Source organism: Kitasatospora sp. Ki12, assembly GCF_054601375.1.
Genome location: NZ_BAAIHT010000003.1, coordinates 861726 through 881451, shown reverse-complemented (window position 1 = coordinate 881451; position 19726 = coordinate 861726). Strand labels below are relative to the sequence as shown.

16 protein-coding genes and 1 pseudogene are annotated in these 19726 nt (G+C 73.9%); 6 read left to right on the top strand and 11 right to left on the bottom strand.

The window, feature by feature from the left end; genetic code table 11:
* The first annotated feature begins 72 nt into the window (after positions 1–72).
* Positions 73–468, top strand: a complete 396-nt coding sequence (locus ACYP53_RS34445) for an SsgA family sporulation/cell division regulator (RefSeq protein WP_189917792.1) — start codon at positions 73–75, stop codon at positions 466–468.
* A gap of 35 nt (positions 469–503) precedes the next feature.
* Here ACYP53_RS34445 and ACYP53_RS34440 read toward each other — a convergent pair whose 3' ends face one another.
* Together ACYP53_RS34440 and ACYP53_RS34435 are read right to left on the bottom strand one after the other, a co-directional pair.
* Positions 504–1166, bottom strand: coding sequence for a response regulator (locus ACYP53_RS34440; protein ID WP_189917794.1), 663 nt, complete (start codon positions 1164–1166; stop codon positions 504–506).
* Positions 1154–2515 (bottom strand): sensor histidine kinase, encoded by a 1362-nt coding sequence (locus ACYP53_RS34435; RefSeq protein ID WP_459650365.1) that lies wholly within the window; start codon positions 2513–2515, stop codon positions 1154–1156. The genes ACYP53_RS34440 and ACYP53_RS34435 overlap by 13 nt, the downstream gene beginning before the upstream one ends.
* 135 nt (positions 2516–2650) lie before the next feature.
* On the opposite strand from ACYP53_RS34435, the gene ACYP53_RS34430 reads away from it, so the two are divergent.
* From ACYP53_RS34430 to ACYP53_RS34410, 5 genes are all read left to right on the top strand, one after another.
* Positions 2651–3391 carry an ABC transporter ATP-binding protein gene (locus ACYP53_RS34430; RefSeq protein ID WP_459650364.1) on the top strand — a complete coding sequence of 247 codons (741 nt, stop codon included), beginning with the start codon at positions 2651–2653 and terminating at the stop codon, positions 3389–3391.
* A gap of 6 nt (positions 3392–3397) precedes the next feature.
* A complete protein-coding gene (locus ACYP53_RS34425; protein WP_459650363.1) occupies positions 3398–5392 on the top strand; it encodes an FtsX-like permease family protein in 1995 nt (664 codons plus the stop codon).
* Between the two features lie 256 nt (positions 5393–5648).
* Positions 5649–6797 (top strand): glycosyltransferase family 4 protein, encoded by a 1149-nt coding sequence (locus ACYP53_RS34420; RefSeq protein ID WP_459650362.1) that lies wholly within the window; start codon positions 5649–5651, stop codon positions 6795–6797.
* Positions 6798–6916: 119 nt separating this feature from the next.
* Positions 6917–7492, top strand: coding sequence for an N-acetyltransferase family protein (locus ACYP53_RS34415; protein WP_459650361.1), 576 nt, complete (start codon positions 6917–6919; stop codon positions 7490–7492).
* Between the two features lie 111 nt (positions 7493–7603).
* On the top strand, positions 7604–8947 hold the full coding sequence (locus ACYP53_RS34410) for a GH1 family beta-glucosidase (protein ID WP_459650360.1): 1344 nt from the start codon (positions 7604–7606) through the stop codon (positions 8945–8947).
* A gap of 42 nt (positions 8948–8989) precedes the next feature.
* On the opposite strand, the gene ACYP53_RS34405 is transcribed toward ACYP53_RS34410, so the two are convergent.
* The 9 genes and pseudogenes from ACYP53_RS34405 to ACYP53_RS34365 all read right to left on the bottom strand — a co-directional run bounded on the left by ACYP53_RS34405 (position 8990) and on the right by ACYP53_RS34365 (position 19339).
* Entirely contained in the window at positions 8990–9922 is a 933-nt protein-coding gene (locus tag ACYP53_RS34405; protein ID WP_459650359.1) for an amino acid ABC transporter permease, read from the bottom strand.
* Positions 9919–10584, bottom strand: coding sequence for an amino acid ABC transporter permease (locus ACYP53_RS34400; RefSeq protein ID WP_189917811.1), 666 nt, complete (start codon positions 10582–10584; stop codon positions 9919–9921). The genes ACYP53_RS34405 and ACYP53_RS34400 overlap by 4 nt, the downstream gene beginning before the upstream one ends.
* A gap of 60 nt (positions 10585–10644) precedes the next feature.
* Entirely contained in the window at positions 10645–11502 is an 858-nt protein-coding gene (locus ACYP53_RS34395) for a glutamate ABC transporter substrate-binding protein (protein WP_459650358.1), read from the bottom strand.
* Between the two features lie 17 nt (positions 11503–11519).
* A pseudogene (locus ACYP53_RS34390) lies at positions 11520–11597 on the bottom strand (amino acid ABC transporter ATP-binding protein); the annotation flags it as partial.
* Positions 11598–11771: 174 nt separating this feature from the next.
* Entirely contained in the window at positions 11772–14357 is a 2586-nt protein-coding gene (locus ACYP53_RS34385; RefSeq protein WP_459650357.1) for an acyl-CoA reductase, read from the bottom strand.
* Complete coding sequence (locus tag ACYP53_RS34380; protein ID WP_189917943.1) at positions 14354–15520, bottom strand: LuxE/PaaK family acyltransferase; 1167 nt, start codon at positions 15518–15520, stop codon at positions 14354–14356. The genes ACYP53_RS34385 and ACYP53_RS34380 overlap by 4 nt, the downstream gene beginning before the upstream one ends.
* A gap of 41 nt (positions 15521–15561) precedes the next feature.
* Positions 15562–16746 (bottom strand): GNAT family N-acetyltransferase, encoded by a 1185-nt coding sequence (locus tag ACYP53_RS34375; protein WP_189917819.1) that lies wholly within the window; start codon positions 16744–16746, stop codon positions 15562–15564.
* The gene (locus tag ACYP53_RS34370; protein ID WP_459650356.1) at positions 16743–18080 is read right to left on the bottom strand and encodes an MFS transporter; all 1338 of its coding nucleotides are present in this window, start codon (positions 18078–18080) and stop codon (positions 16743–16745) included. Before ACYP53_RS34370 ends, ACYP53_RS34375 begins: the two co-directional genes overlap by 4 nt.
* Positions 18077–19339 (bottom strand): phenylacetate--CoA ligase family protein, encoded by a 1263-nt coding sequence (locus tag ACYP53_RS34365; protein ID WP_459650355.1) that lies wholly within the window; start codon positions 19337–19339, stop codon positions 18077–18079. Before ACYP53_RS34365 ends, ACYP53_RS34370 begins: the two co-directional genes overlap by 4 nt.
* Positions 19340–19726: the final 387 nt, after the last annotated feature.

The following is a 19726-nucleotide window of genomic DNA, read 5'->3' as shown; positions in this document are numbered from 1 at the left end:
TCGCGGCGCACGGCCGTACCGCCGGAAGCGAAAGACGCGCACGACGCACTCCCGAGAAAGGGGACCCGCTCGATGGAACGCCTGACCGCCCGGATCGGCATGCGGCTGATGACCGGCGACGAGCACAGCCGGGACCTGGACGTCGACTGGTCGTACCGGCCCGACGACCCCTACGCGATAGACCTGGACTTCAGCGCCTTCCAGGCGGACACGGTGTGGACGATCTCGCGCGACCTGCTGACGACCGGCATCCACACGCCGGTCGGCGACGGTGACGTGCACGTCGCGCCGTTCGACGACTCCCGGCTGCTGATCGCGCTCGCCGGTGGCGAGGGCGTCGCGCTGCTGGCGACCTCCGCGGCGGAGGTGGACCGGTTCGTCGCGGCCACGGCGGAACTCGTTCCGGCGGGGTCGGAGCACACCCGGATCGACTGGGGCGGCGGCCTGGACGACCTGCTGGCGTCCTGAACGGTCCCATCCGCTGTGTGGGTGGGGGCGGTGCGTCAGCCCGCGCCGCCGCGCAGGTGCGCCAGCACGGCGAGGACCCGGCGGTTGCCCTCCGCCGGGTCGAGGTCCAGCTTCATGAAGATGTTGCTGGAGTGCTTGACCACCGACGCCTCGGTGACGCTCAACCGGGCCGCGATCGACTGGTTGTTGTAGCCCTCGGCCATCAGCCCGAGCACCTCGCGCTCGCGCGGGGTGAGCCGGTTCAGCGGGCGCGCCGCCGTCTGCTGGGCCAGCAGCACCCGCACCACCTCGGGGTCGATGACGGTCTGCCCGTCGGCGACCCGGCGCAGTGTGTCCAGGAACTCGGAGACCTCGCCGACCCGGTCCTTCAGTACATAGCCGAGGCCGCCCTCGTCCCGCCCGTCGCCGCCGAGCAGCTGGGTCGCGTACGCCGTGGCCACGTACTGGGAGAGCACCAGGACGGGCAGGCGCTCGTGCCGGGCCCGCAGTTCGAGCGCCGCCCTGAGCCCCTCGTCGCGGAAGCCGGGCGGCATCCGGACGTCGGTGACGACGATGTCGGGCCGGTGCTCGTCGACGGCTTCGGACAGGGCCCGCGCGTCCCCGACCGCGGCGACCACCCGGTGGCCGCTGCGGTCGAGGATCTCGGTCAGACCCGCCCTGAGCAGGACGGCGTCCTCGGCCAGGACTACGCGGAGCACGGGACCTCCACCCGGAGCTGCGTCGGACCGCCGACGGGGCTGGACACCAGCAGCCGCCCCCGCAGGATCGCCAGGCGGTCCGCGAGACCGGACAGTCCGGTGCCGGCGGCGGGATCGGCCCCGCCCCGACCGTCGTCGGTGATCAGCAGGGTGAGCCGATCGTCCACCAACGTACCGGTGATCCCGATCCGGGACGCACCGCTGTGCTTGGCCGCGTTGGCCAGCGCCTCCGTCACCGTGAAGTACGCCGTCGCCTCCACCAGCGGCGGCAGCCGGCGCGGCAGGTCGATCGCGGCCTCCACCGGGATCGGCGAGCGCTGCGCCACCTCCGCCACCGCGGCGGCCAGCCCGTGGTCGGTCAGCACCTGGGGGTGGATGCCGCGCACCAGGTCGCGCAGCTGGTCCAGGGCCCGGCGGGCCTCGCCGCGGCCACGGGCGACCAGTGCGGCGGCCTCCGGGGTGGCCTCCCTCATCTCCAGCTCTGCGAGCCCCAGGGTCATGGTGAGCGCCACCAGTTGCTGCTGGGCGCCGTCGTGCAGGTCCCGTTCGATCCGGCGCCGCTCGGCCTCGAAGGCGTCGGCGAGCCGGGCCCGGGAGCGGGTCAGCTCGATCACCCGGCGGTTCTCCGGGTCCTTGCGCGGGGCCAGCAGGATCCAGGCCGTCCACACCTGGCCGACCGTCAGCCAGGCCGCCGCGTACGCCGAGAGCGCCACCCCGGCCAGACCGGCCAGGCTGAACGGCACCGCGCTCAGCGGATCGGGGACGGCCTGCCCCGGGACGATCATCACGGTCTCCGGGGCCAGCGCCCACACCACCACCGGGGTCGCCGCCAGGACGCAGGAGAACGCCAGCAGCGCGACCACGCCCAGCCCGGCCCCGGTGAAGACCACCGCCAGCAGCGCCGCGTACCCCAGCTCCCGCCAGGTGGCCCGCTCGGTGAACCGGTGCCGCAGCCGGCGCCGCAGCCCCTCCTCGGGCGCCGGGGTGTGCGGGTCGGCGGGGCGCAGCGGCTGCACCAGCCGCAGCCGGCGCCGCTCCACCCGGGCCACCGGGATGCCCAGCAGCGGGAGGCAGGCCAGCACCAGCAGCCCCACCCCCACCCCCGACAGCAGGATCCCGACCGAGACCAGCACGACCAGGGCCAGCAGCAGCCCCAGGCCGAACAGCGCGCCGCCCAGCAGGTTCAGCCAGCAGCGCAGCGGCCAGGCCGAGAACAGGAAGTCCGCCGGCCGCCGGCCGAGCGCCCGCCGTACGGCGATGTCCGGCACCGCCACGCCGTCGGTCCCGTCGGCCCCGTCCGGCTCGGCCGCCAGCCCGTCCGTCGGGTCGGCCCCATCCGTGAGGGACATCTCCTGCCTTTCCGTCCGATGATCATCAAGAACCCTAGCCCGGAAGACCGACCGCCGTCGGTAGGGAAAACCCACCCCCGCACTCTCCGCCCAGGTCCACTGCGCCCCCCGCACCCCGGCTGGTGCACTGGCGTCATGTCACTTCTCACCGGCACGGCGGTGCCGACCGCGCGGCTGCTCTCCGTCTCCAAGACGTACCCCGGCTCGCCGGGCCCGGTGCTGCACGACGTGTCCGTGGAGTTCCCGGCCGGCAGCATGACCGCGGTCATGGGGCCCTCCGGCTCCGGCAAGACGACGCTGCTGCACTGTGCCGCGGGCCTCGACCGGCCCAGCTCCGGGCGGGTGCTGATCGGCGACACCGACCTGGCCGACTGCGACCAGCAGGCGCTGACCGACCTGCGCCGCGACCGGGTCGGCTTCGTCTTCCAGCAGTTCAACCTGCTGCCGATGCTCACCGCCCACGAGAACGTCGCCCTGCCGCTGCGCCTGGCCGGCCGGCGCCCCGACCGCGAGACCGTGCTCGGCGCCCTCGCCCGGGTCGGCCTGCGGGACCTCGCCGACCGCCGGCCCGCCCAGCTCTCCGGCGGCCAGCAGCAGCGGGTCGCCATCGCCCGGACCATGGCGACCCGCCCGGAGCTGGTCTTCGCCGACGAACCCACCGGCGCGCTCGACCGCAAGAGCGGCCGTCAGGTCGTCGCCCTGCTGCGCGACCTGGTCGACCGGGACGGCGGCGCGGTCGTCATGGTCACCCACGACCCGGTCGCCGCGGCGGCCGCCGACCAGGCGTACTACCTGGTCGACGGGCGGATCGTGGACGCGCTGCGCCACCCCACGGTCGAGCGGATCACCGCCTGGCTCAACCGCTGGGAGGACTGAGCGCCGATGTGGCAGCTCTCCGTACGCTCGGTCCGCCACCATGCCCCGCTGTTCCTGGGCACCTTCGTCTCGCTGGTCCTCGGCGTCGCGCTGATCGCGATCTCCTCGGCCGCCCTCGGGGCCACCTTCCGGGTGGCCCAGCCCACCGGGGACCGACCCTCGGTGACCCTGCCGGACGGCCAGGGCACCAGCCACACCGTCACCGGCGGGGCGATCGACCTCGGCGGCGTCCAGAGCGTGCTGGTGATGACCGGGGTGATCTGCCTCTTCGTCACCGTCTTCGTGATCTCCGGCACCTGCGCCCTCAGCACCGCGCTGCGCCGCCGCGAACTCGGCCTGCTCCGGCTGGTCGGGGCCGGCTCCCGCCAGGTGCGCCGGACGGTGACCGGCGAGTGCCTCGCGGTCGCCGTGCCCGCCGCCGCCGTCGGCTCCCTGCTCGCCGTCCCCGGCACCCCGCTCGCCCTGGCCGCCCTCAACCGCACCGGCCTGTCCCCGGTCGACCTGAAGGACGCCCCGCTCGCCGTCCCGCTGCTGATCGCCGTCCCGGCCGGCCTGCTGATGGCCGTCCTCGGCGCGTCCGCGGCCTCCCGGCGGGCCGCCCGGGTGCACGCCACCGAGGCGCTGCGGGAGGCCGAACTCGACTCCCGCGCCATGACCGGCGGCCGCTGGACGGCGGGCCTGCCGCTGCTCGCGGTCGGCGGCCTGATGGTCTGGTTCGCCCGCGGCGCGAACGTGGAGGGCGCCACCCCGCTGGCCCTGTTCGGCACGCTCTTCCTCACCTGCGCCGCCGCCCTGCTGGGCCCGCTCTACCTGGGGCCGCTGGTCCGGCTGCTCGGCGTGCCGCTGCGCCGCTCCGGCTCGGTGCCCGCGCGGCTGGCCGTCGCCTCGCTCGCCACCGCCCGGCTGCGCACCGCCTCCCTGGTCGGCCCGGTGCTCGCCGTCGTCGCCGTGGTCGGCGTGTTCACCTCCGTGCTCGGCACCACCGGCGCCACCGTCAAGGCCGACGACCGCAGCCGTACGGTCGGCGAGCTGATCGTCGAGGCGCCCGGCGGCGGCGCGCTCGACCCCGCAGTCCTGGAGAGCCTGCGCCGCGACCCGCGGGTCGCCGCCGTCTCCGCGCCCGCCGAGACGGACATCGCGGTCGCCGACCGCACCTCGGTGCGCCAGGACCGGGGCGCCGCCGTCGACCTGCCCGCGCTCGCCCGCACCCACCGCCTGGACGTGGCCGAGGGCACCGTACGCGACCTCGCCCCCGGCGAGCTGGCCGTCTCCCGCGAGTACGCCGGCTGGTACGGCTACCACGTCGGCACCGAGCTCACCTACGGCCTGTACGGGCGGAAGCCGGCCACCGGCACCGTCGTCGCCGTCGTCGACGGCGGCTCCACCCTCGCCCAGGTGCTGCTGCCGAGCGGCACCCCCGGCCTGCCCGGCCCCGAACGGGCCACCGTGCTCCTCGCCGACGACGCGGCCGGCGACGTGGCCGGCGACGCGGCCCGACTGGTAGCACAGGACCTGGCCCACCGGCTGGGCACCGACCGGGCGAGCGTCAGCACCACCGCCCACTGGTACGACGCGACCGACGACGAGCAGGGCCGCCTCAACGACCTGGTCCTGCTGGTGCTGGCCGGCCCCGCCTCCGGCTACGCCCTGATCTCGGTGGCGAGCACCCTGGTGATGTCCTACAGCCGGCGCGGCCGCGAGATCGCCGGGATGCGGCTGATCGGCGTGGCCGCCCGCCAGGTGCGCCGCACCGCGCTGTGGGAGACGGCGATCACCACCGGGCTCGCCGCGGGCGTCGCCGCCGTCCTGGTCGCCCTGGGCCTCGGCGCCTACCGGGCGGCGCTGTCCGCCGAGTACCACGAAGTCACCGTCGACGTGCCGTGGTTCACCCTGGCCGCGCTCGTCCTGGCCTGCCTCGCGGTGGGCGGCGCGGTGGCGCTCGCGGCCACCGGCAGGCTGCTGCGCCGGGGCGAGATCTCGGCGATCACCGCGCGCGAGTAGGCGGGGGAGGAGCCGGCCGCGAACCGGCGTCGCGGCGGACGCGCTGCCGCTGCGCCCGGGCACCGCGTCGGCTGGAGCACCGATGACGACAACCCGCCTGACATCGACCGGAGTTGTGTGGACCGCCACCGCCACCGCCACCGCCACCGCTACGGCCTCAGGAGGGCGCGCGCCGGGATCGACCCGGACACCCGCAACCACCTGTTCACCGCACGACGCCCCGGCACCCGCCGGGAGCCCGAGAAAGGCAGCCGCCTTGAGCACCACACTCATCGTCACCAACGACTTCCCGCCCCGGCAGGGCGGCATAGAGACCTTCGTGCACGCGATGGCCACCCGGGTGCCCGGCGACGACGTGGTCGTCTACACCTCCTCCGAGCCCGGCGACACCGCCTTCGACGCCCGGCTGCCGTTCCGGGTGGTCCGCGACCCCGCCCGCACCCTGCTGCCGAGCCGCCGGGTCACCGAGCGGGCCGCGCGGCTGGTCCGCGAACACGGGTGCGACCGCGTCTGGTTCGGCGCGGCGGCCCCGCTCGCCGTGATGGCGCCCGCGCTGCGCCGGGCCGGCGCCGAACGCATCGTCGCCACCACCCACGGCCACGAGATCTGGTGGGCCCGGGTGCCCGGCGCGCGCCGGCTGCTGCGGCGGGTCGGCGACGGCGTCGACGTGGTCACCTACCTCGGCGAGTACACCCGGGCCAGGATCGCCCCGGCGCTGGGCCCGCACGCCCGGCTCAGCCGGCTGGTGCCCGGCGTCGACCCGGCGGCCTTCCGGCCCGGAGCGGCCGCGGACGGCGGCCGGGCCGTCCGCGACCGGTACCGGCTGCACGGCCGCAAGGTGGTGCTGACCGTGGCCCGGCTGGTGCCCCGCAAGGGCCAGGACACGCTGATCCGGGCCCTGCCGCTGATCCTCGGCGCCGTGCCCGAGGCCGCCCTGCTGATCGTCGGCCAGGGCCCGGACGAGCGGCGGCTGCGCAGGCTCGCCGCCCGGCTGCCGCAGGACTCGGTGGTCTTCGCCGGCGGCCGCGGCCACGAGGAGACGCCCGCCTACTACGCGGCGGCCGACGTCTTCGCGATGCCCTGCCGCACCCGCCGGGCCGGGCTGGAGGCGGAGGGGCTGGGCATCGTCTACCTGGAGGCCGCGGCCAGCGGCCTGCCGGTCGTGGCGGGGAGCTCCGGCGGCGCCCCTGACGCGGTGCTGGACGGCCGCACCGGCACCGTCGTGGACGGCCGGGACGTTCGCGCCGTCGCCGGGGCCGTCATCCGGATGCTGACCACCCCGGAGGGCGCCGCGATGGGCCGCGAGGGCCGCCGCTGGGCCGCCGCCGAGTGGACCTGGGACGGCTCCGCCGACCGGCTGACCCGCCTGCTGACCCCCGGCCCGCACCACGCCGAACTCCGCTGAAATTCCCCGGATGCAAAGATGTTGATGATCCGTCAGTCAGCCGCAACACCGCGGGACTTGCCTTCTCGACCCCCAGGTCGCCACACCGCTGATGGCGCCCGGAGGATAGCCTGCCCGGTATGAGCCAGAACGTGACCGCTGCCGCGACCTCCGGAGACCTCGTCATCCTCGATGCCGCGGCGCTGGCCGAGCGGGCCGGAGCGGTCGGGGAGTTCGCGGCCGCGGCGCACCGGATCCTGGCGGAGCTGGTGTCGGCGGGCGCCGCGCTGGGGTGGCTGGAGCCGCCGTCGGCGGAGGAGGTCGCGGCGCTGGTCGAGCAGGTGCTGGCGCGGTCGCGGGCCGGGGACGGCGCTCTGCGGGTGGCGTACCTGGACGGGCGGCCGGCCGGGTTCGGCTACTGGCTGCGCCACCGGCGCCCGACCCACCGCCCGCACGCGGACCTGGAGAAGCTCGCGGTCTCCGCCGCCGCCCAGGGCCGCGGCATCGGACGGAGGCTCACCGCGGCGCTGATCGCGGACGCGAGGGCCGCGGGCATCGAGGTGCTCACCCTGGACGCCCGCGGCGACAACGCCGACGCGCTGCACCTCTACTTCTCCCTCGGCTTCACCGAGTACGGGCGGCTGCCGGACTACGTCGCCGTCGGGGAGCGCCGCTACGACAAGGTGTTCGCCATGCTGGACCTGCGTCGAGCCTGACCCGGGCCCGTGCATGGCCCCCTGGCGCGTCACACGGCGGCGTCCTCTGGCGTTCCGGCCCGGCGGCAGTAACATGAGTCTTCCTCATGTTCCTGTCGGGAGGCTGCTGCCATGCCGGACCGCTACGACCTGCCGGCGGGATTCCGCTGGGGTGCCGCCACCGCCGCCTACCAGATCGAGGGGGCGGTGGCCGAGGACGGGCGCGGCCCGTCCGTCTGGGACACCTTCACCGCGCGCCCCGGGGTCATCCGCGACGGCCACACCGGGGAGGTCGCCTGCGACCACTACCACCGGTACCCCGAGGACATCGCCCTGATGAAGGGCCTCGGACTGGACGGCTACCGCTTCTCCATCGCCTGGTCCCGGATCCAGCCCGCGGGCAGCGGACCCGTGAACCCCGCCGGACTCGCCTTCTACGACCGACTGGTCGACGCGTTGTCGGAGGCGGGCATCACCCCGCTCCCCACCCTCTTCCACTGGGACCTCCCGCAGGCCCTGGAGGACGACGGCGGCTGGCTCAACCGCGACACCGCCTACCGCTTCGCCGAGTACGCCGCGATCGTCGCCGACCGCCTGGGCGACCGCATCCCCACCTGGATCACCCTCAACGAGCCCTTCGTCCATACCGTGTTCGGCTACGCGATGGGCGTCCACGCCCCCGGCCGCACCCTGATGTTCGAGGCGCTCCCGGCCGCCCACCACCAGCTCCTCGCCCACGGCCTGGCCGCGTCGGTCCTCCACGACCGCGGCCTGGAGGTGATGCTCTCCAACAACCTCACCCCCGTCGAGCCGGCCTCCTCCGACCCCGCCGACCTGGCCGCCGCCGCGGCCTACGACACCCTCCACAACCGGCTGTTCACCGACCCCGTCCTGCTCGGCCGCTACCCCGACCTGTCCGCCCTCGGCGTCCCCGACGACATCTACGGCGCCGTCCGCCCCGGCGACCCCGCCCTCATCCACACCCCCGGCCTCGACGGCCTCGGCGTCAACTACTACAACCCCACCCGCGTCGCCGCCCCCACCGACCCCGCCCTCCCCTTCGACCTCGTCGACATCCCCGACGTCCCCCACACCGCCTTCGGCTGGCCCGTCGTCCCGGATGCCCTCCGCCGACTCCTCCTCGGCCTGCGGGACACCTACGGCACCGCCCTCCCACCCGTCACCATCACCGAGAACGGCTGCTCCGTCACCGAGTCCACCACCCCCGACCAGCCCCGCATCGACTACCTCGCCACCCACCTCGACGCCCTCGCCCAGGCCGTCGCCGCAGGCGTCGACGTCCGCGGCTACTACACCTGGTCCCTGCTCGACAACTTCGAATGGGCCGAGGGGCTCTTCACCCAGCGCTTCGGCCTCGTCCACGTCGACTTCAAGACCCAGCAGCGCACCCCGAGGGCCTCCTACGCCTGGTACCGCGACCTGATCGCCGCCCACCGGGCGCGGCACGAGGGGTAGTCGGTCATCCGCGTCGGAGCCGGTCCGTGTCAGGTTCGGTCCTCATCTGCCGGAGGAGCCGCCCGCTCCGCCGAGTTCGTCGGGGCCCAGGTGCTCGCCCGGTGTCCCCAGTTCCTCGACAGCGTGCGCACCGACCACCGCGCCGGTGGACCTCTTTCCGCGTCGGAGCCGGCCTTCCAGCCAGCCGGCGAAGGTGGTGAGCGTGAGGTTCAGGACGACGAAGACCACCGCGACGACGGTGAAGCTGGCGATGGTGTTCGCGCCGTAGTTCGCGCTCAGCGGGCGGACCGACGCCAGTAGTTCGGAGAAGCCGAGCAGTGCGCCGCCCAGCGCGGTGTCCTTGACGATGACGACCAGCTGACTGACGATCGCCGGCAGCATCGCCGTGACCGCCTGCGGCAGCAGCACGTAGCGCATGACCTGGTTCCTGCGCATGCCGAGCGCCATGGCCGCGTCGCCCTGGCCCTGGGGGAGGGCCAGGATTCCGGCCCGGACGATCTCCGCGAGCACCGAGGCGTTGTAGAGGACGAGACCGGTGACCACGGCGTACAGCGGTCGGCTGTCCGAGCTGACGTCGGTGTACTGGGCGTACGCCGCGTTCGCGAAGAGCATCAGGATCAGCACCGGGATGGCGCGGAAGAACTCGACGACGGTGCCGGCCGTACCCCGTACCCACCGGTGGGCGGAGAGCCGGGCGATGCCGAACAGCGCTCCGAGCGGCAGGGCGAGGACCATGGCGAGCGAGGCGGCGATGAGGGTGTTCTCGAGCCCCGGCAGAAGGTAGGTCTCCCAGGCGCGGGAGTCCGTGAAGAAGGGCCTCCACTTGGCCCATTCGAGCTGGTTCTTGTCGGCGAGGCTCTGGACCACCCACCAGGCCGGAGCGGCCAGGGCGACCAGGAACAGCACCGTCGACACCGCGTTGCGCCGTCTGGCCCGCGGCCCCGGCGCGTCGTACAGGACGGTCGGTGGACTCATCGCCGGACCGACACCTTCTTGCTCAACCAGCCGAGGACCAGTCCGGTCGGGAGGGTGAGGCAGCTGAACCCGAACGCGAAGACGGCGGAGATGAGAAGGAGTTGGGCTTCGTTCTCGATCATCTCCCGCATCAGCGCCGCGGCCTCGGCGACGCCGATGGCGGCGGCCACCGTGGTGTTCTTGGTCAGGGCGATCAGGACGTTCGCCAGTGGGCCCACCACGGAACGGAAGGCCTGCGGAAGGACGATGAGCCTCAGCGTCTGGGGAAAGGTCAGGCCGAGGGCGCGCGCCGCCTCGGTCTGACCGATCGGCACCGTGTTGATGCCCGAGCGCAGGGCCTCGCAGACGAACGCCGAGGTGTAGGTGATCAGACCGAGCACGGCGAGCCGGAAGTCGATCGTCTTGAAGCTCCCGGCGCCGAGCGTGACGCCGAGCGTCTGGAACAGGCCGAGCGAGGTGAAGACGATGATCACGGTGAGGGGGATGTTCCGGATCGTGTTGACGTAGGCGGTGCCGAAGCCACGCATCAGCGGCACCGGGCTCACCCGCATGGCCGCGAGCACGGTGCCCCAGACCAGGGCCCCGACGGCGGAGTAGAAGGTGAGCTGCACCGTCACCCAGAAGGCCCCCAGCAGGTCGTAACGGTTGAGAAAGTCGAACACGTTCTGTGACTCCCGGCCTTCTGGATGCGGGAAGGGCGCGGCGCGCCGTGGGTACCGGCTTCAGCTGACGATCACGCCGATCTTCGGCGCGGGCTCGTTGTGGTAGCCGGCCGGACCGAAGTTCTTCTTGACGAACGCGTCCCAGGAGCCGTCCTGGACCATCTTCTCCAGGGCGGTGTTGATCTTCGCCTTGAGATCGCTGCCCTTCATGACGCCGATGCCGTAGTTCTCGTTGCTCAACTTGAAGCCGCCGAGCTTGAACTTGCCCTTGAACTCGGCCTGCGCGGCGTAGCCGGCGAGGATCGAGTCATCGGTGGTGAGGGCGTCGATGACCTTGTTCTCCAGACCGGTCAGGCACTCCGAGTAGCCGCCGTACTCCTGCAGCTGGGCGTTCGGCGCGATCCTCGTCTTCACGTTCTGCGCCGAGGTGGAGCCGGTGACCGAACAGAGCTTCTTGTTGTTCAAATCCTCCGGCTTCTTGATGGAGTCGTCGTCAGCCCGGATCAGTACGTCCTGGTGCGCCAGCAGGTAAGGGCCGGCGAAGTCGACCTTCTCCGAGCGCGCCGGGGTGATCGAGTACGAGGCCGCGACGAAGTCGACGTCGCCGCGCTGGAGCAGCGCCTCGCGGTCGGCGCTCTTGGCCTCCTTCCACACGATGTCGCCGGGTTGGTGGCCGAGCTGCTTGGCGACATAGGTGGCCACGTCGACGTCGAAGCCCGTGTACGTGCCGTCCGGGGTCTTCAGGCCGATGCCCGGTTGGTCGAACTTGATACCGACGGTGATCTTCTTGCCGCTCGTGCCACCGCTGGTGCTACCGCTCGTGCCTCCGCCTCCGCCGCCGCTGGAGCCGCAGCCGGCGGCCGTCACGGACAGCACGAGCGCTGCGGCGGCCGCGACGGTCACCTTGCGAAGCTTCATGGTGCTCATCCCTCGTGGTCGGGCGGGTACCCCTCCACGATCCGTCCATCCGCGACGAACACCATGCGATCCGCAGCCGAACGGGCGAATCCCATCCGCTGACGGGCGCCGGACGTCGAACCCTCAGGTCTTCCCGTACTCGTCGTCGTGGCGGCGGGCCGGGCCTTCGGCGAGGGGGGTGAACGGCAGGCCCCATGGGCGCCCGCCGTCGGGCGGTCCGGGATCCGCGGCCGGGGGCCCGGTGTCCCGGGCCCCCGGCGCCGGGGGTGTCACGCCGTGGTCCGCCGCCGGTCGATGACCGTCCGCAGCTTGCCGCTGGTGGGTGTCCGTTCGAAGGCGGTGGTGGCGGCCGTCTCGACCGTGCAGGTGAGCAGCCCTTCGGCCGTGGCGGAGCCCAGTTCGGGGATGGCGGCCAGGAAGGCGGCGTGGGCGGCCGTCGGGTCCGGGGCGTACCGCTCGTCGAGCCGGACGGCGATCCGCTCCCGGCCGTCACCGCTGTCCAGGACCAGCTGCAGCTCGCCGCGGTAGCCGAGCCGCTCCTCCGCCACCGCGATGAAGCGCCGGACGTTGAGGAAGTACGTGCCGATCCGGACGACGTCCCCGTACCGGCCGAGGAGTTCGATCCGCGGGGTGTGGCTGCCGCAGGGGCAGACGCCGTCGACCGCGCGGCCGAGGTCGCCGATCTGGTAGCGCTCCAGGCGCTGCCCGGCCCGGGTGCGGCTGGTGAAGACCAGGCGGCCCGGCTCCCCGGCGGCGACCGGGCGGTCGGCCTCCGGGTCCAGGATCTCCAGGGTGTGCAGGCCGGTCAGGACGTGGTGGACCGAGCCCTCGGTGTGGGTGCACTGGTAGCCGAGCGGGCCCAGGTCGGTGCTGCCGTACGCCGCCGAGCGGATCAGCTGGACGCCGAACTCCTCGGTGAGCACCCGGCGTTGTTCCGCCGTGAAGTGCTCGCCGCCGTAGAACACCTTGCGGATCCCGCCGTACGCGCGGAGCACCTCGCTCTCGGAGTGGAACAGCTGCCAGAGGTAGGAGGGCATGCCGAACACGGTGTCCGCGCCGTGCGTGATCAGCGCCTCGGCGGTGGCGGCGTGGTCGGGGCCGGCGGCGAGGGGGAGCTGGGTGGCGTTGAGGCGCTCCAGGATCGAGAAGAAGCTGATGAAGCTCCCGTACATGCCGCCGCAGTAGAAGAGGTTGGCGGCGCGGTCCCGGGCCGGGTCGAAGCCGGCGGCGAGCAGGCCGTCGGCGGCGGCCCGCATCTGGGTGTCGTAGTCGGCGTTGGTGAACACCGACAGGGCCGGGGCCCCGGTGGAGCCGCCGCTGCGGAAGTACAGGTGGGCGTGGTCCGGGGCGAGGGTGCGCAACCGCTCCTGCACGCCGGCCTTGTCCAGCAGCGGGCCGCCGGGCGCGGCCGGGACGGCGGCGGGGGCCGCCAGGTCGTCCAGGCAGGCGGTGGTGGCGAAGGCCTCGTCCGCCCGGACGCTGACCCGGCGGCTGTAGCGCTGGAGCGCGTAGACGCCGTCGTGGGGCTCGCCGTGGTAGCCGTCGAGCATGCCGCCGACCGGGGTGACCCGCAGCACGCCGGCGGCGAGGACCGCCCGCGACAGCCGGGCGACGTCGGCGCGGCCGCCGCCGATCGCGGCGGTCTGCAGGTAGCGGCGCATCGGGCGCAGTACGGCCAGGACGGAGGCCCGGGGCAGCGGCTTGACCCAGACGCTGCGGTTGAGCGGCGAGGCCGCCAGGGCGGGGCGGGTGTCGGCGAGGACGCGCCAGGACCCGTCCTCGGCGGCGATCACCCGGGTGAGGCCGAGGTGTTCCTCCAGCCGGGCGATGAGCTCGGTGGTGGTGATCTCGGCGTGCTCGGCCGGTTCGAGCTCGGGCCGGGGCACCTCGGCGGAGGCGTCGGCGAGGTGGGCCGCGAAGCGCTCGGCGAAGGAGAAGACCTCGTCGTCGTCCTCGGTGTCCAGGTAGACCACCTGGGGGCTGGAGCAGGCCTGCTGCTCGAAGCGGCAGACGTCGGCGGCGAGCGCGTCCAGCGTCGCCCCGTCCGACCAGGCGTCGCGGGTCAGGTACGCGAAGGAGATCCGGTGTCCCCACTCGACGAGCCGGCAGCCGGCCGGGACCAGCCCGGCGACCGAGCGGACGGCCTCCTCGCCGCCCCAGACCGCCACCGTGTCGGCGGGCTCGCACAGCAGCCGGAGCCACTCGGTGCGGGCGGAGGAGAAGCGCAGCACGACGATCCGGCGGGCCAGGGCACCGGTCGGGTCGGCGGCGGCCAGCTCGGCGAGCAGGTGCTGGGCGAGCGGGGTGTCGCCGCTGCTGGTCTTCAGGACGTTGAGGTTCCCGGTGAGCAGGCCCTCGACGACGGTCAGCGGCGCGACGGCGGCGGCGTTGCCGGGGGCGATGTGGACCAGCAGCCCGACCGGCGCCCAGGCCTCGAAGGTGGTCTCGCGGGCGTCGGGCCGGGTGAGACGTTCGGGGCGCAGCCCGCCGAGTTCGCGCCGGAGCTTGCGTTCCAGGGCCGGGCGGGCGATCGCGTCGGCGATCTCGGCGAGGGTCGCCGACGCCTCCGCCGGGGCGGTGCCGCCGTCGGTCAGCACGGCGAGCAGCCGGGTGCGGACGGGGCCGGCCGGTGTGCCGAGGGCGTCGGCGAGGCGGTGGCAGGCGTCCAGCACCAGCTCGGTGGAGAGGGGTTCGGCGAGGACGCGGGCGGCGAGCTCCGGGAGTTCGGCGAGCCGGCGGGCGGCCTCCTCGTCGTCGATGAACGAGCCCTGCCAGAAGTGCGGTCCGGCCGTGGCGGGTTCGGCCGTGGCGAGTCCGGCCGTGGTGAGTTCGGCCGTCGCGGGTTCAGGCTTCATGACAGTCCCTTCAGGAGTTCGGCGGCGGCCGCCGCGCAGTTGCGGTTGCGGCTGACCCCGGCGCGGCCGTGGACGGTGAACCACGGCGTGGGCAGCGGGCAGGGGCACTCCTGCGCCGGGTGCAGCGAGGCGAGGTCGCCCATGACGACGCTCTGCGCCGGCACCGAGGTGATGTACGGGGAGACCAGGTGGAGGAAGCCGCGTTCGCCGTACGGCAGCGGCTCAAGGGTGCGGGTGTCGCGCACGGCCGCCCGGGACCAGACCGGGACGTGCAGGCGGTGGTGCCCGCACTCGATGTACGGCACGCAGTGCTCGACCGAGCCGAAGGTGTCGCGGATCCGCTCCGAGGGGACGCCCAACAGCTCCGTGACCTCGGCGTAGAACCGCTCCTTGCCGATCTGCCGGTCGGTGTGTCCCTTCCAGCCGCCGCCGAGCAGCACCAGGGAGCCGGCCGGCAGCTGGAGCGGCGGCAGGCCGAGGGCCCGCATCCGCTCCAGGGTGAAGTGCAGGAACGCGGGGAAGCCGAGGATCCGTACCGGCAGCCCGTCCTCGGCGTACCTCCGCAGCGCCGCGATGCAGCCGTGGACGTCGAACTCGTGGCCGCTGCCGGTGTGGCGCAGCGCGTGCGTGGTGTGGTTCGCCGGGGCGAAGTCGCAGAGGTAGTTGTCGGTGAACGAGGTGCCGAGCTTCAGCTGCGGGGCGGGCTCGTAGCTGTACAGCAGGTAGTTGACGGGCTGGTCGGGCGTGATCCAGCCGTAGTGGTCGAAGATGCGGGCCACCATGCGCTGCGCGGAGCGGATCGTCCAGGTGTCGAAGAACATCTGCGACTTCTGGCCGGTGGTGCCGGAGGAGGTGAGGTGGAGGAACACCTCCTCCCGGGGGATGGAGAGCACCTCGTGCCGCTTGAAGAAGTTGGCGTGCACCAGGGGCGTGCGGACCTCCTCGCCGACGCTGGGCGCCGGGGTCTCGGCCGGGCCGTCCAGCAGCGAGCGGAGGAACGGGGAGCGCCGCGCGTGCCACGCGTTGGTCTCGGCCATCGCGGCGGCGAACAGGGCGTCGGCCTCGGGCCCGGACGCGTACGGGGAGGTCAGGTCGCACAGCTGCTGGACGTGCGGGAGCGCGGTGGGGTCGGGGACCTCGACCGGCGCGAGATGGGGGTTCAGAGGGTGGGGGTTCACGGGATGGGCGTTCACGGGACGGACGGTCACGGGGCAACCTCGGGAAGGGGTAGGTAGGTCGAGGTCCAGGCGGTCAGGTAGGCCGCCAGGTACGGCTGGAGCGGCACGCTGACGGCCGTGGTCCGGAAGTCGATCTGACGGCTGGTCCGGGACAGCACCACGTAGTCGTGGAACCGGTCGCCGATCCGGCGCATCGCCGGGTAGACGGCACTGGGGATGAACCCGGCGGCCAGGAAGGCGCTGAGCCCGGCGGTGTCGGCCAGCGGCAGCAGCGTCTCGACGTAGTCGGCGCCGGCCCGGGTGACGGCCGCCATCAGCGGCTCCAGCGCGCCGGTGACGGCCGCCGGGGACGGGTGCACGGCGACCAGCGAGCAGCTCGCCGCGACCGGGTCCAGGTCGGCGTACGCCTCGAACGAGCCGTCCGGCGGGGTGAGGACGGCGTTCGGGACGTGCAGCGGGAAGAACCGTTCCGCCGGGTCGGGGAAGAGCTGCAGGAACCGGCGGCGGACGAAGCCGGGCGCGGCGATCAGCTCCATCGGCGCGGTTGCCGGTGCGCTTACGGGCGTGTTCACCGGTGCGGTCACGGGCGCGGTGAGCGGAGCGGGCCCGTCCGCCGGGAGCGGGTGGCCGTACGGGATGCCGGTGCTCCGCCGGGCCGCCGCCAGCAGCGGCAGCAGGGCGTCCGGCACCCGGCCGACGTCCTCCCGCCGGGCCAGGACGCCGTCGGCGTGCCGGGCGAACAGCGCGAGGCTCTCGCACCCGGCCACCTCGACCGCGTTCGGCAGCAGGCCGAGGGCCTGGAAGCCGTTGCGGGCGAAGACCTGCTGCGGGCCGGGGGTGACCACCCGGACGGTCGCGTAGACCGAGTCCAGGGCGCCGGTCGCGAAGGCGTCCCCGCAGACTTCGGCGGTCAGCCGTCCGGCCAGCCCGCCGCCCCGCTGGTCCGGGTGGACCGCCAGGCCCACCAGCTTGCCGATCCGGCTGCCGGGGTCGGTCTGCACGGCCACCGAGCCGGCCAGGTGGCCGGCGCCCTCGTGACGCGCGGTCAGCCAGTGGGTGTGCGGGTCGGCGATCAGGCGGCGCATCTCCTCGGGGTCGCTGCCGAGCGCGACCGGGTAGCCGTGGCCGTAGACGTCGAAGTAGAGCTGGCGCAGCTGCGCGACGTCCTGCGGGGCGGCGGGGGCGATCGTCAGGGTCGCCGCGGTCGTCATCGCACGTCCCCGATCGGCTGGGCGGCCGGGGCCGGGGCCTCCTGCGGGGCCGCCACCGGTTCCGGCTCGCGCCGGCCGGTCCACCACAGCGCGGCGGCGACCGGCAGGACGCCGAGGGCCTGGACCAGGCAGAGCGTCCGTGCCGGGAGGTGGTCGCCGAGCAGGCCGAAGACCAGTGAGGACACCGGGAAGGTCGCCCCCAGCAGGGCCTGCATCACCGCGAAGAAGCCGGGCCGGTCCGCGGCCGGAACCAGCCGCTGGAACAGCGCCACGAACCGTACGCCGATCACGCCCACGCACCAGCCGGCGACGGCCATCGCCCCGAGCGCCGCGGCGTGGCCGGCGGCCAGGCCGGGCAGGCCGAGCGCGGCGGCCATCAGGACCAGGCAGCCGGCCCCGACCGCGGTGGGAGCGCCCGGGAGGCGGCCGCCGGTGAACGAGCCCACCAGCGTGCCGGCACCGAGGGCGGCCTCCAGGGCGGCGACGGTCGAGCCGTCGGCGTGCAGCACCGTGCGGGTGTACAGCGGCATCACCACGAACACCGCCGTGGTGAACACGTTGGCCGCGGCGAAGCAGAGCAACACCTGCCGGATGAAGGGCAGTTCGGACAGGATGCGGCGCAGCGGGCGGCTCGGCCCGGGTCCGTCGCCGGCCGGGGCCGGCACGTCCGCCCCCGGTGCCGTCGGCCCCGGGAACCGGGTCGCGCCGATCAGCGAAGCCGCCAGCAGATAGGCGCCGGCGCACCCGGCGACGACGCCGGCCGGGCCCGCGGTGTCGACCACCAGCGGGCCCAGCAGCCCGCCGGCGAGCCCGGCCAGTGACTGGGTGGAGAGCTCGAACCCGGTCGCGGTCTCGATGTCGGCGTCCTCGACCAGCTCGGGGACGGACGTGGTCAGGCAGGGGTCGAAGACCGCCTGGCAGCCCGCCAGCAGCAGCGCGGCACCGTACGCGACGGCCATCGGCGGCGTCCCGGCGTACGTCCAGCCGGCCGTGCCGAGGGCGACCAGACCGGCCAGGGCGGCCGAGGCGCCCAGCACCGTCCGGTGCGGGCGGCGGGCGATGAGCGAGGCCACCAGCGGCGCCAGCGCGACCGCGGGCAGGGTGCTGACGGCGAGGAAGGCACCGGAGGCGAGGCCGCGGTCCGCACCGGCGGCGTAGCCCACCAGCCACCAGACCGTGCCGACCTGGAACATCCGCCCGGCGGCCTGGGTGAGCACCTGGGCGGCCCACACGGCGCCGAACCGCCGGTTGCGCAGGACGAGCGGCAGACGGCGCGCGGCCGGTTCGTCGGCCGGCCCGGTGACCGGTTGCGTGGCCGTTCCGGTGGCCGTCATGAGTGCGGCCGTTCGTCGAGGACGCGGATCAGCTTGCCGGTCCGCGCGTTGACGGCGAGCTCGTGGTGGCGGACCCAGGAGACGGACAGCGGGTGGACGTACCCGGCGGCGACCGCCTCCGGGTACAGCGGCCGCGCCGCATGGATCCCGGCCTCGACGGCGGCGGCCAGCTCGTGGAGTCCGGCGGGGTTCCCGTCGCAGGCCAGGCGCAGGACCAGTCCGTCCCGGCCGTCCCAGCGGCGCACCACCAGCTGCGCGCCGGTCACCCGGCCGGCCGGGTCGGCGGCCCGGACGAGGTCGAGCACGTCCTCGGTGTAGAGCGACACCGGCCCCACCCGGACGCCCTCCTGGGCCCGGCCGAGGATGCGGAACCGCCCGGCGGCGAGGTCGGTCCACTCCGCGCGGTCCCCGACGGGGTAGCGGAGTACGGGCATCAGCCGTCGCCGCAGGTCGGTCACCACGACCCGGCCCGGCACGCCCTCGGCGGTGATCGGCTCGCCGGTGTGGTCGTCGAGGATCTCCAGCACCGTCTCCGGGGCGAACACCCGGTGCACCCGGGTGTCGGGCCCGGGTACCGGCCGGCCGAGCAGTCCGGCGTCGACGGCGGCGTAACCGATCGAGGAGACACGGGCGTTGGGGAAGACCTTGGCGAGCAGGGGCTGCTGGTCCTGGTAGAGGCCCTCACCGCCGAACAGCAGCAGCTCCACGCGCGGGAGTTCGCGTCCGGCGGCGAGCAGGTGATCGGCGAGCGCGCACAGCGTGGTCGGGGTGCCGGCCACCACCTCGGCCTCGAACTGCTCCAGGGTCCGTGCGGTCGACTCCAGCGGCGCCGCACCGCCGATCGGCAGCCTGACGTTGGCGACGGGCGAGCGGTGCAGCGAGTCGAGGACGAAGGTGTAGCTGGCGTACAGGTCGCCCGCGTAGAAGAGGTCGGCGACCCGGTGTCCCGGGCGCAGTCCGGCGTCGACGAGCCCGGAGCCGAACGAGGTGGTGAACTCCCGCCACTCCTCCCGGCTGTAGAACGAGAACTTCGGCGAGCCGGTGGTGCCGCCGCTCTTGAAGACCACCGCCTCCTCCAGCGGCCCGGTCAGCAGCCGGTTGTCGCGAGGCGTGTTCGCCTGCCAGAACTCGGCCTGCGGGACGACCGGGAGATCGGTCAGCTTCGCCGTCCGGTCGGGTAGACCGGCGTACAGCTCCGCATAGAAGGGTGAATTGCGGCGCGCGAAGCGTATGAGTTCGGATATCGGGTGAGCGGGCATCGATTCCTGCTTTGAGGCATGCGAGGGTGAGGCGGAGGTCGTGTGGTGCGACGACCTCGCCCGAATGGTCGAGGGTGATCGGTGATCCGGCGGTCTGCGGAATTCGCATTCCGCCGCGCCCCTTTCGGGACGCCGGATCGGTGGAGACCGTGCTGCGGCAGGGAAGGCCCCGAATGGCCGCTGATCACGGGTCAACTTGTGCGAAGTGAAGAGTGCGTGGCCCCCTGCTCGCACGAAACACAGGCTAGCACCCCGATGCACCTTCGTATCGCAGCCAGAAGCTCGCGAGGGATCGACAGAGTGGCGGCCTGAGGCCCCATCAAGCGACTTTCCACGGGTGGCGTCGATGAAAGGGTGAGGTACATCTCACGATGGCCGGATCGGCGG

What these genes read in the sequence shown, in the direction of transcription:
- ACYP53_RS34425 (WP_459650363.1), top strand. Translation starts at nt 3,398, where the DNA reads ATGTGGCAGCTCTCCGTACGCTCGGTCCGCCACCATGCCCCGCTGTTC.
- ACYP53_RS34375 (WP_189917819.1), bottom strand. Translation starts at nt 16,746, where the DNA reads ATGACGACCGCGGCGACCCTGACGATCGCCCCCGCCGCCCCGCAGGAC.
- ACYP53_RS34395 (WP_459650358.1), bottom strand. Translation starts at nt 11,502, where the DNA reads ATGAAGCTTCGCAAGGTGACCGTCGCGGCCGCCGCAGCGCTCGTGCTG.
- ACYP53_RS34435 (WP_459650365.1), bottom strand. Translation starts at nt 2,515, where the DNA reads ATGTCCCTCACGGATGGGGCCGACCCGACGGACGGGCTGGCGGCCGAG.
- ACYP53_RS34410 (WP_459650360.1), top strand. Translation starts at nt 7,604, where the DNA reads ATGCCGGACCGCTACGACCTGCCGGCGGGATTCCGCTGGGGTGCCGCC.
- ACYP53_RS34405 (WP_459650359.1), bottom strand. Translation starts at nt 9,922, where the DNA reads ATGAGTCCACCGACCGTCCTGTACGACGCGCCGGGGCCGCGGGCCAGA.
- ACYP53_RS34445 (WP_189917792.1), top strand. Translation starts at nt 73, where the DNA reads ATGGAACGCCTGACCGCCCGGATCGGCATGCGGCTGATGACCGGCGAC.
- ACYP53_RS34365 (WP_459650355.1), bottom strand. Translation starts at nt 19,339, where the DNA reads ATGCCCGCTCACCCGATATCCGAACTCATACGCTTCGCGCGCCGCAAT.
- ACYP53_RS34370 (WP_459650356.1), bottom strand. Translation starts at nt 18,080, where the DNA reads ATGACGGCCACCGGAACGGCCACGCAACCGGTCACCGGGCCGGCCGAC.
- ACYP53_RS34430 (WP_459650364.1), top strand. Translation starts at nt 2,651, where the DNA reads ATGTCACTTCTCACCGGCACGGCGGTGCCGACCGCGCGGCTGCTCTCC.
- ACYP53_RS34385 (WP_459650357.1), bottom strand. Translation starts at nt 14,357, where the DNA reads ATGAAGCCTGAACCCGCGACGGCCGAACTCACCACGGCCGGACTCGCC.
- ACYP53_RS34415 (WP_459650361.1), top strand. Translation starts at nt 6,917, where the DNA reads ATGAGCCAGAACGTGACCGCTGCCGCGACCTCCGGAGACCTCGTCATC.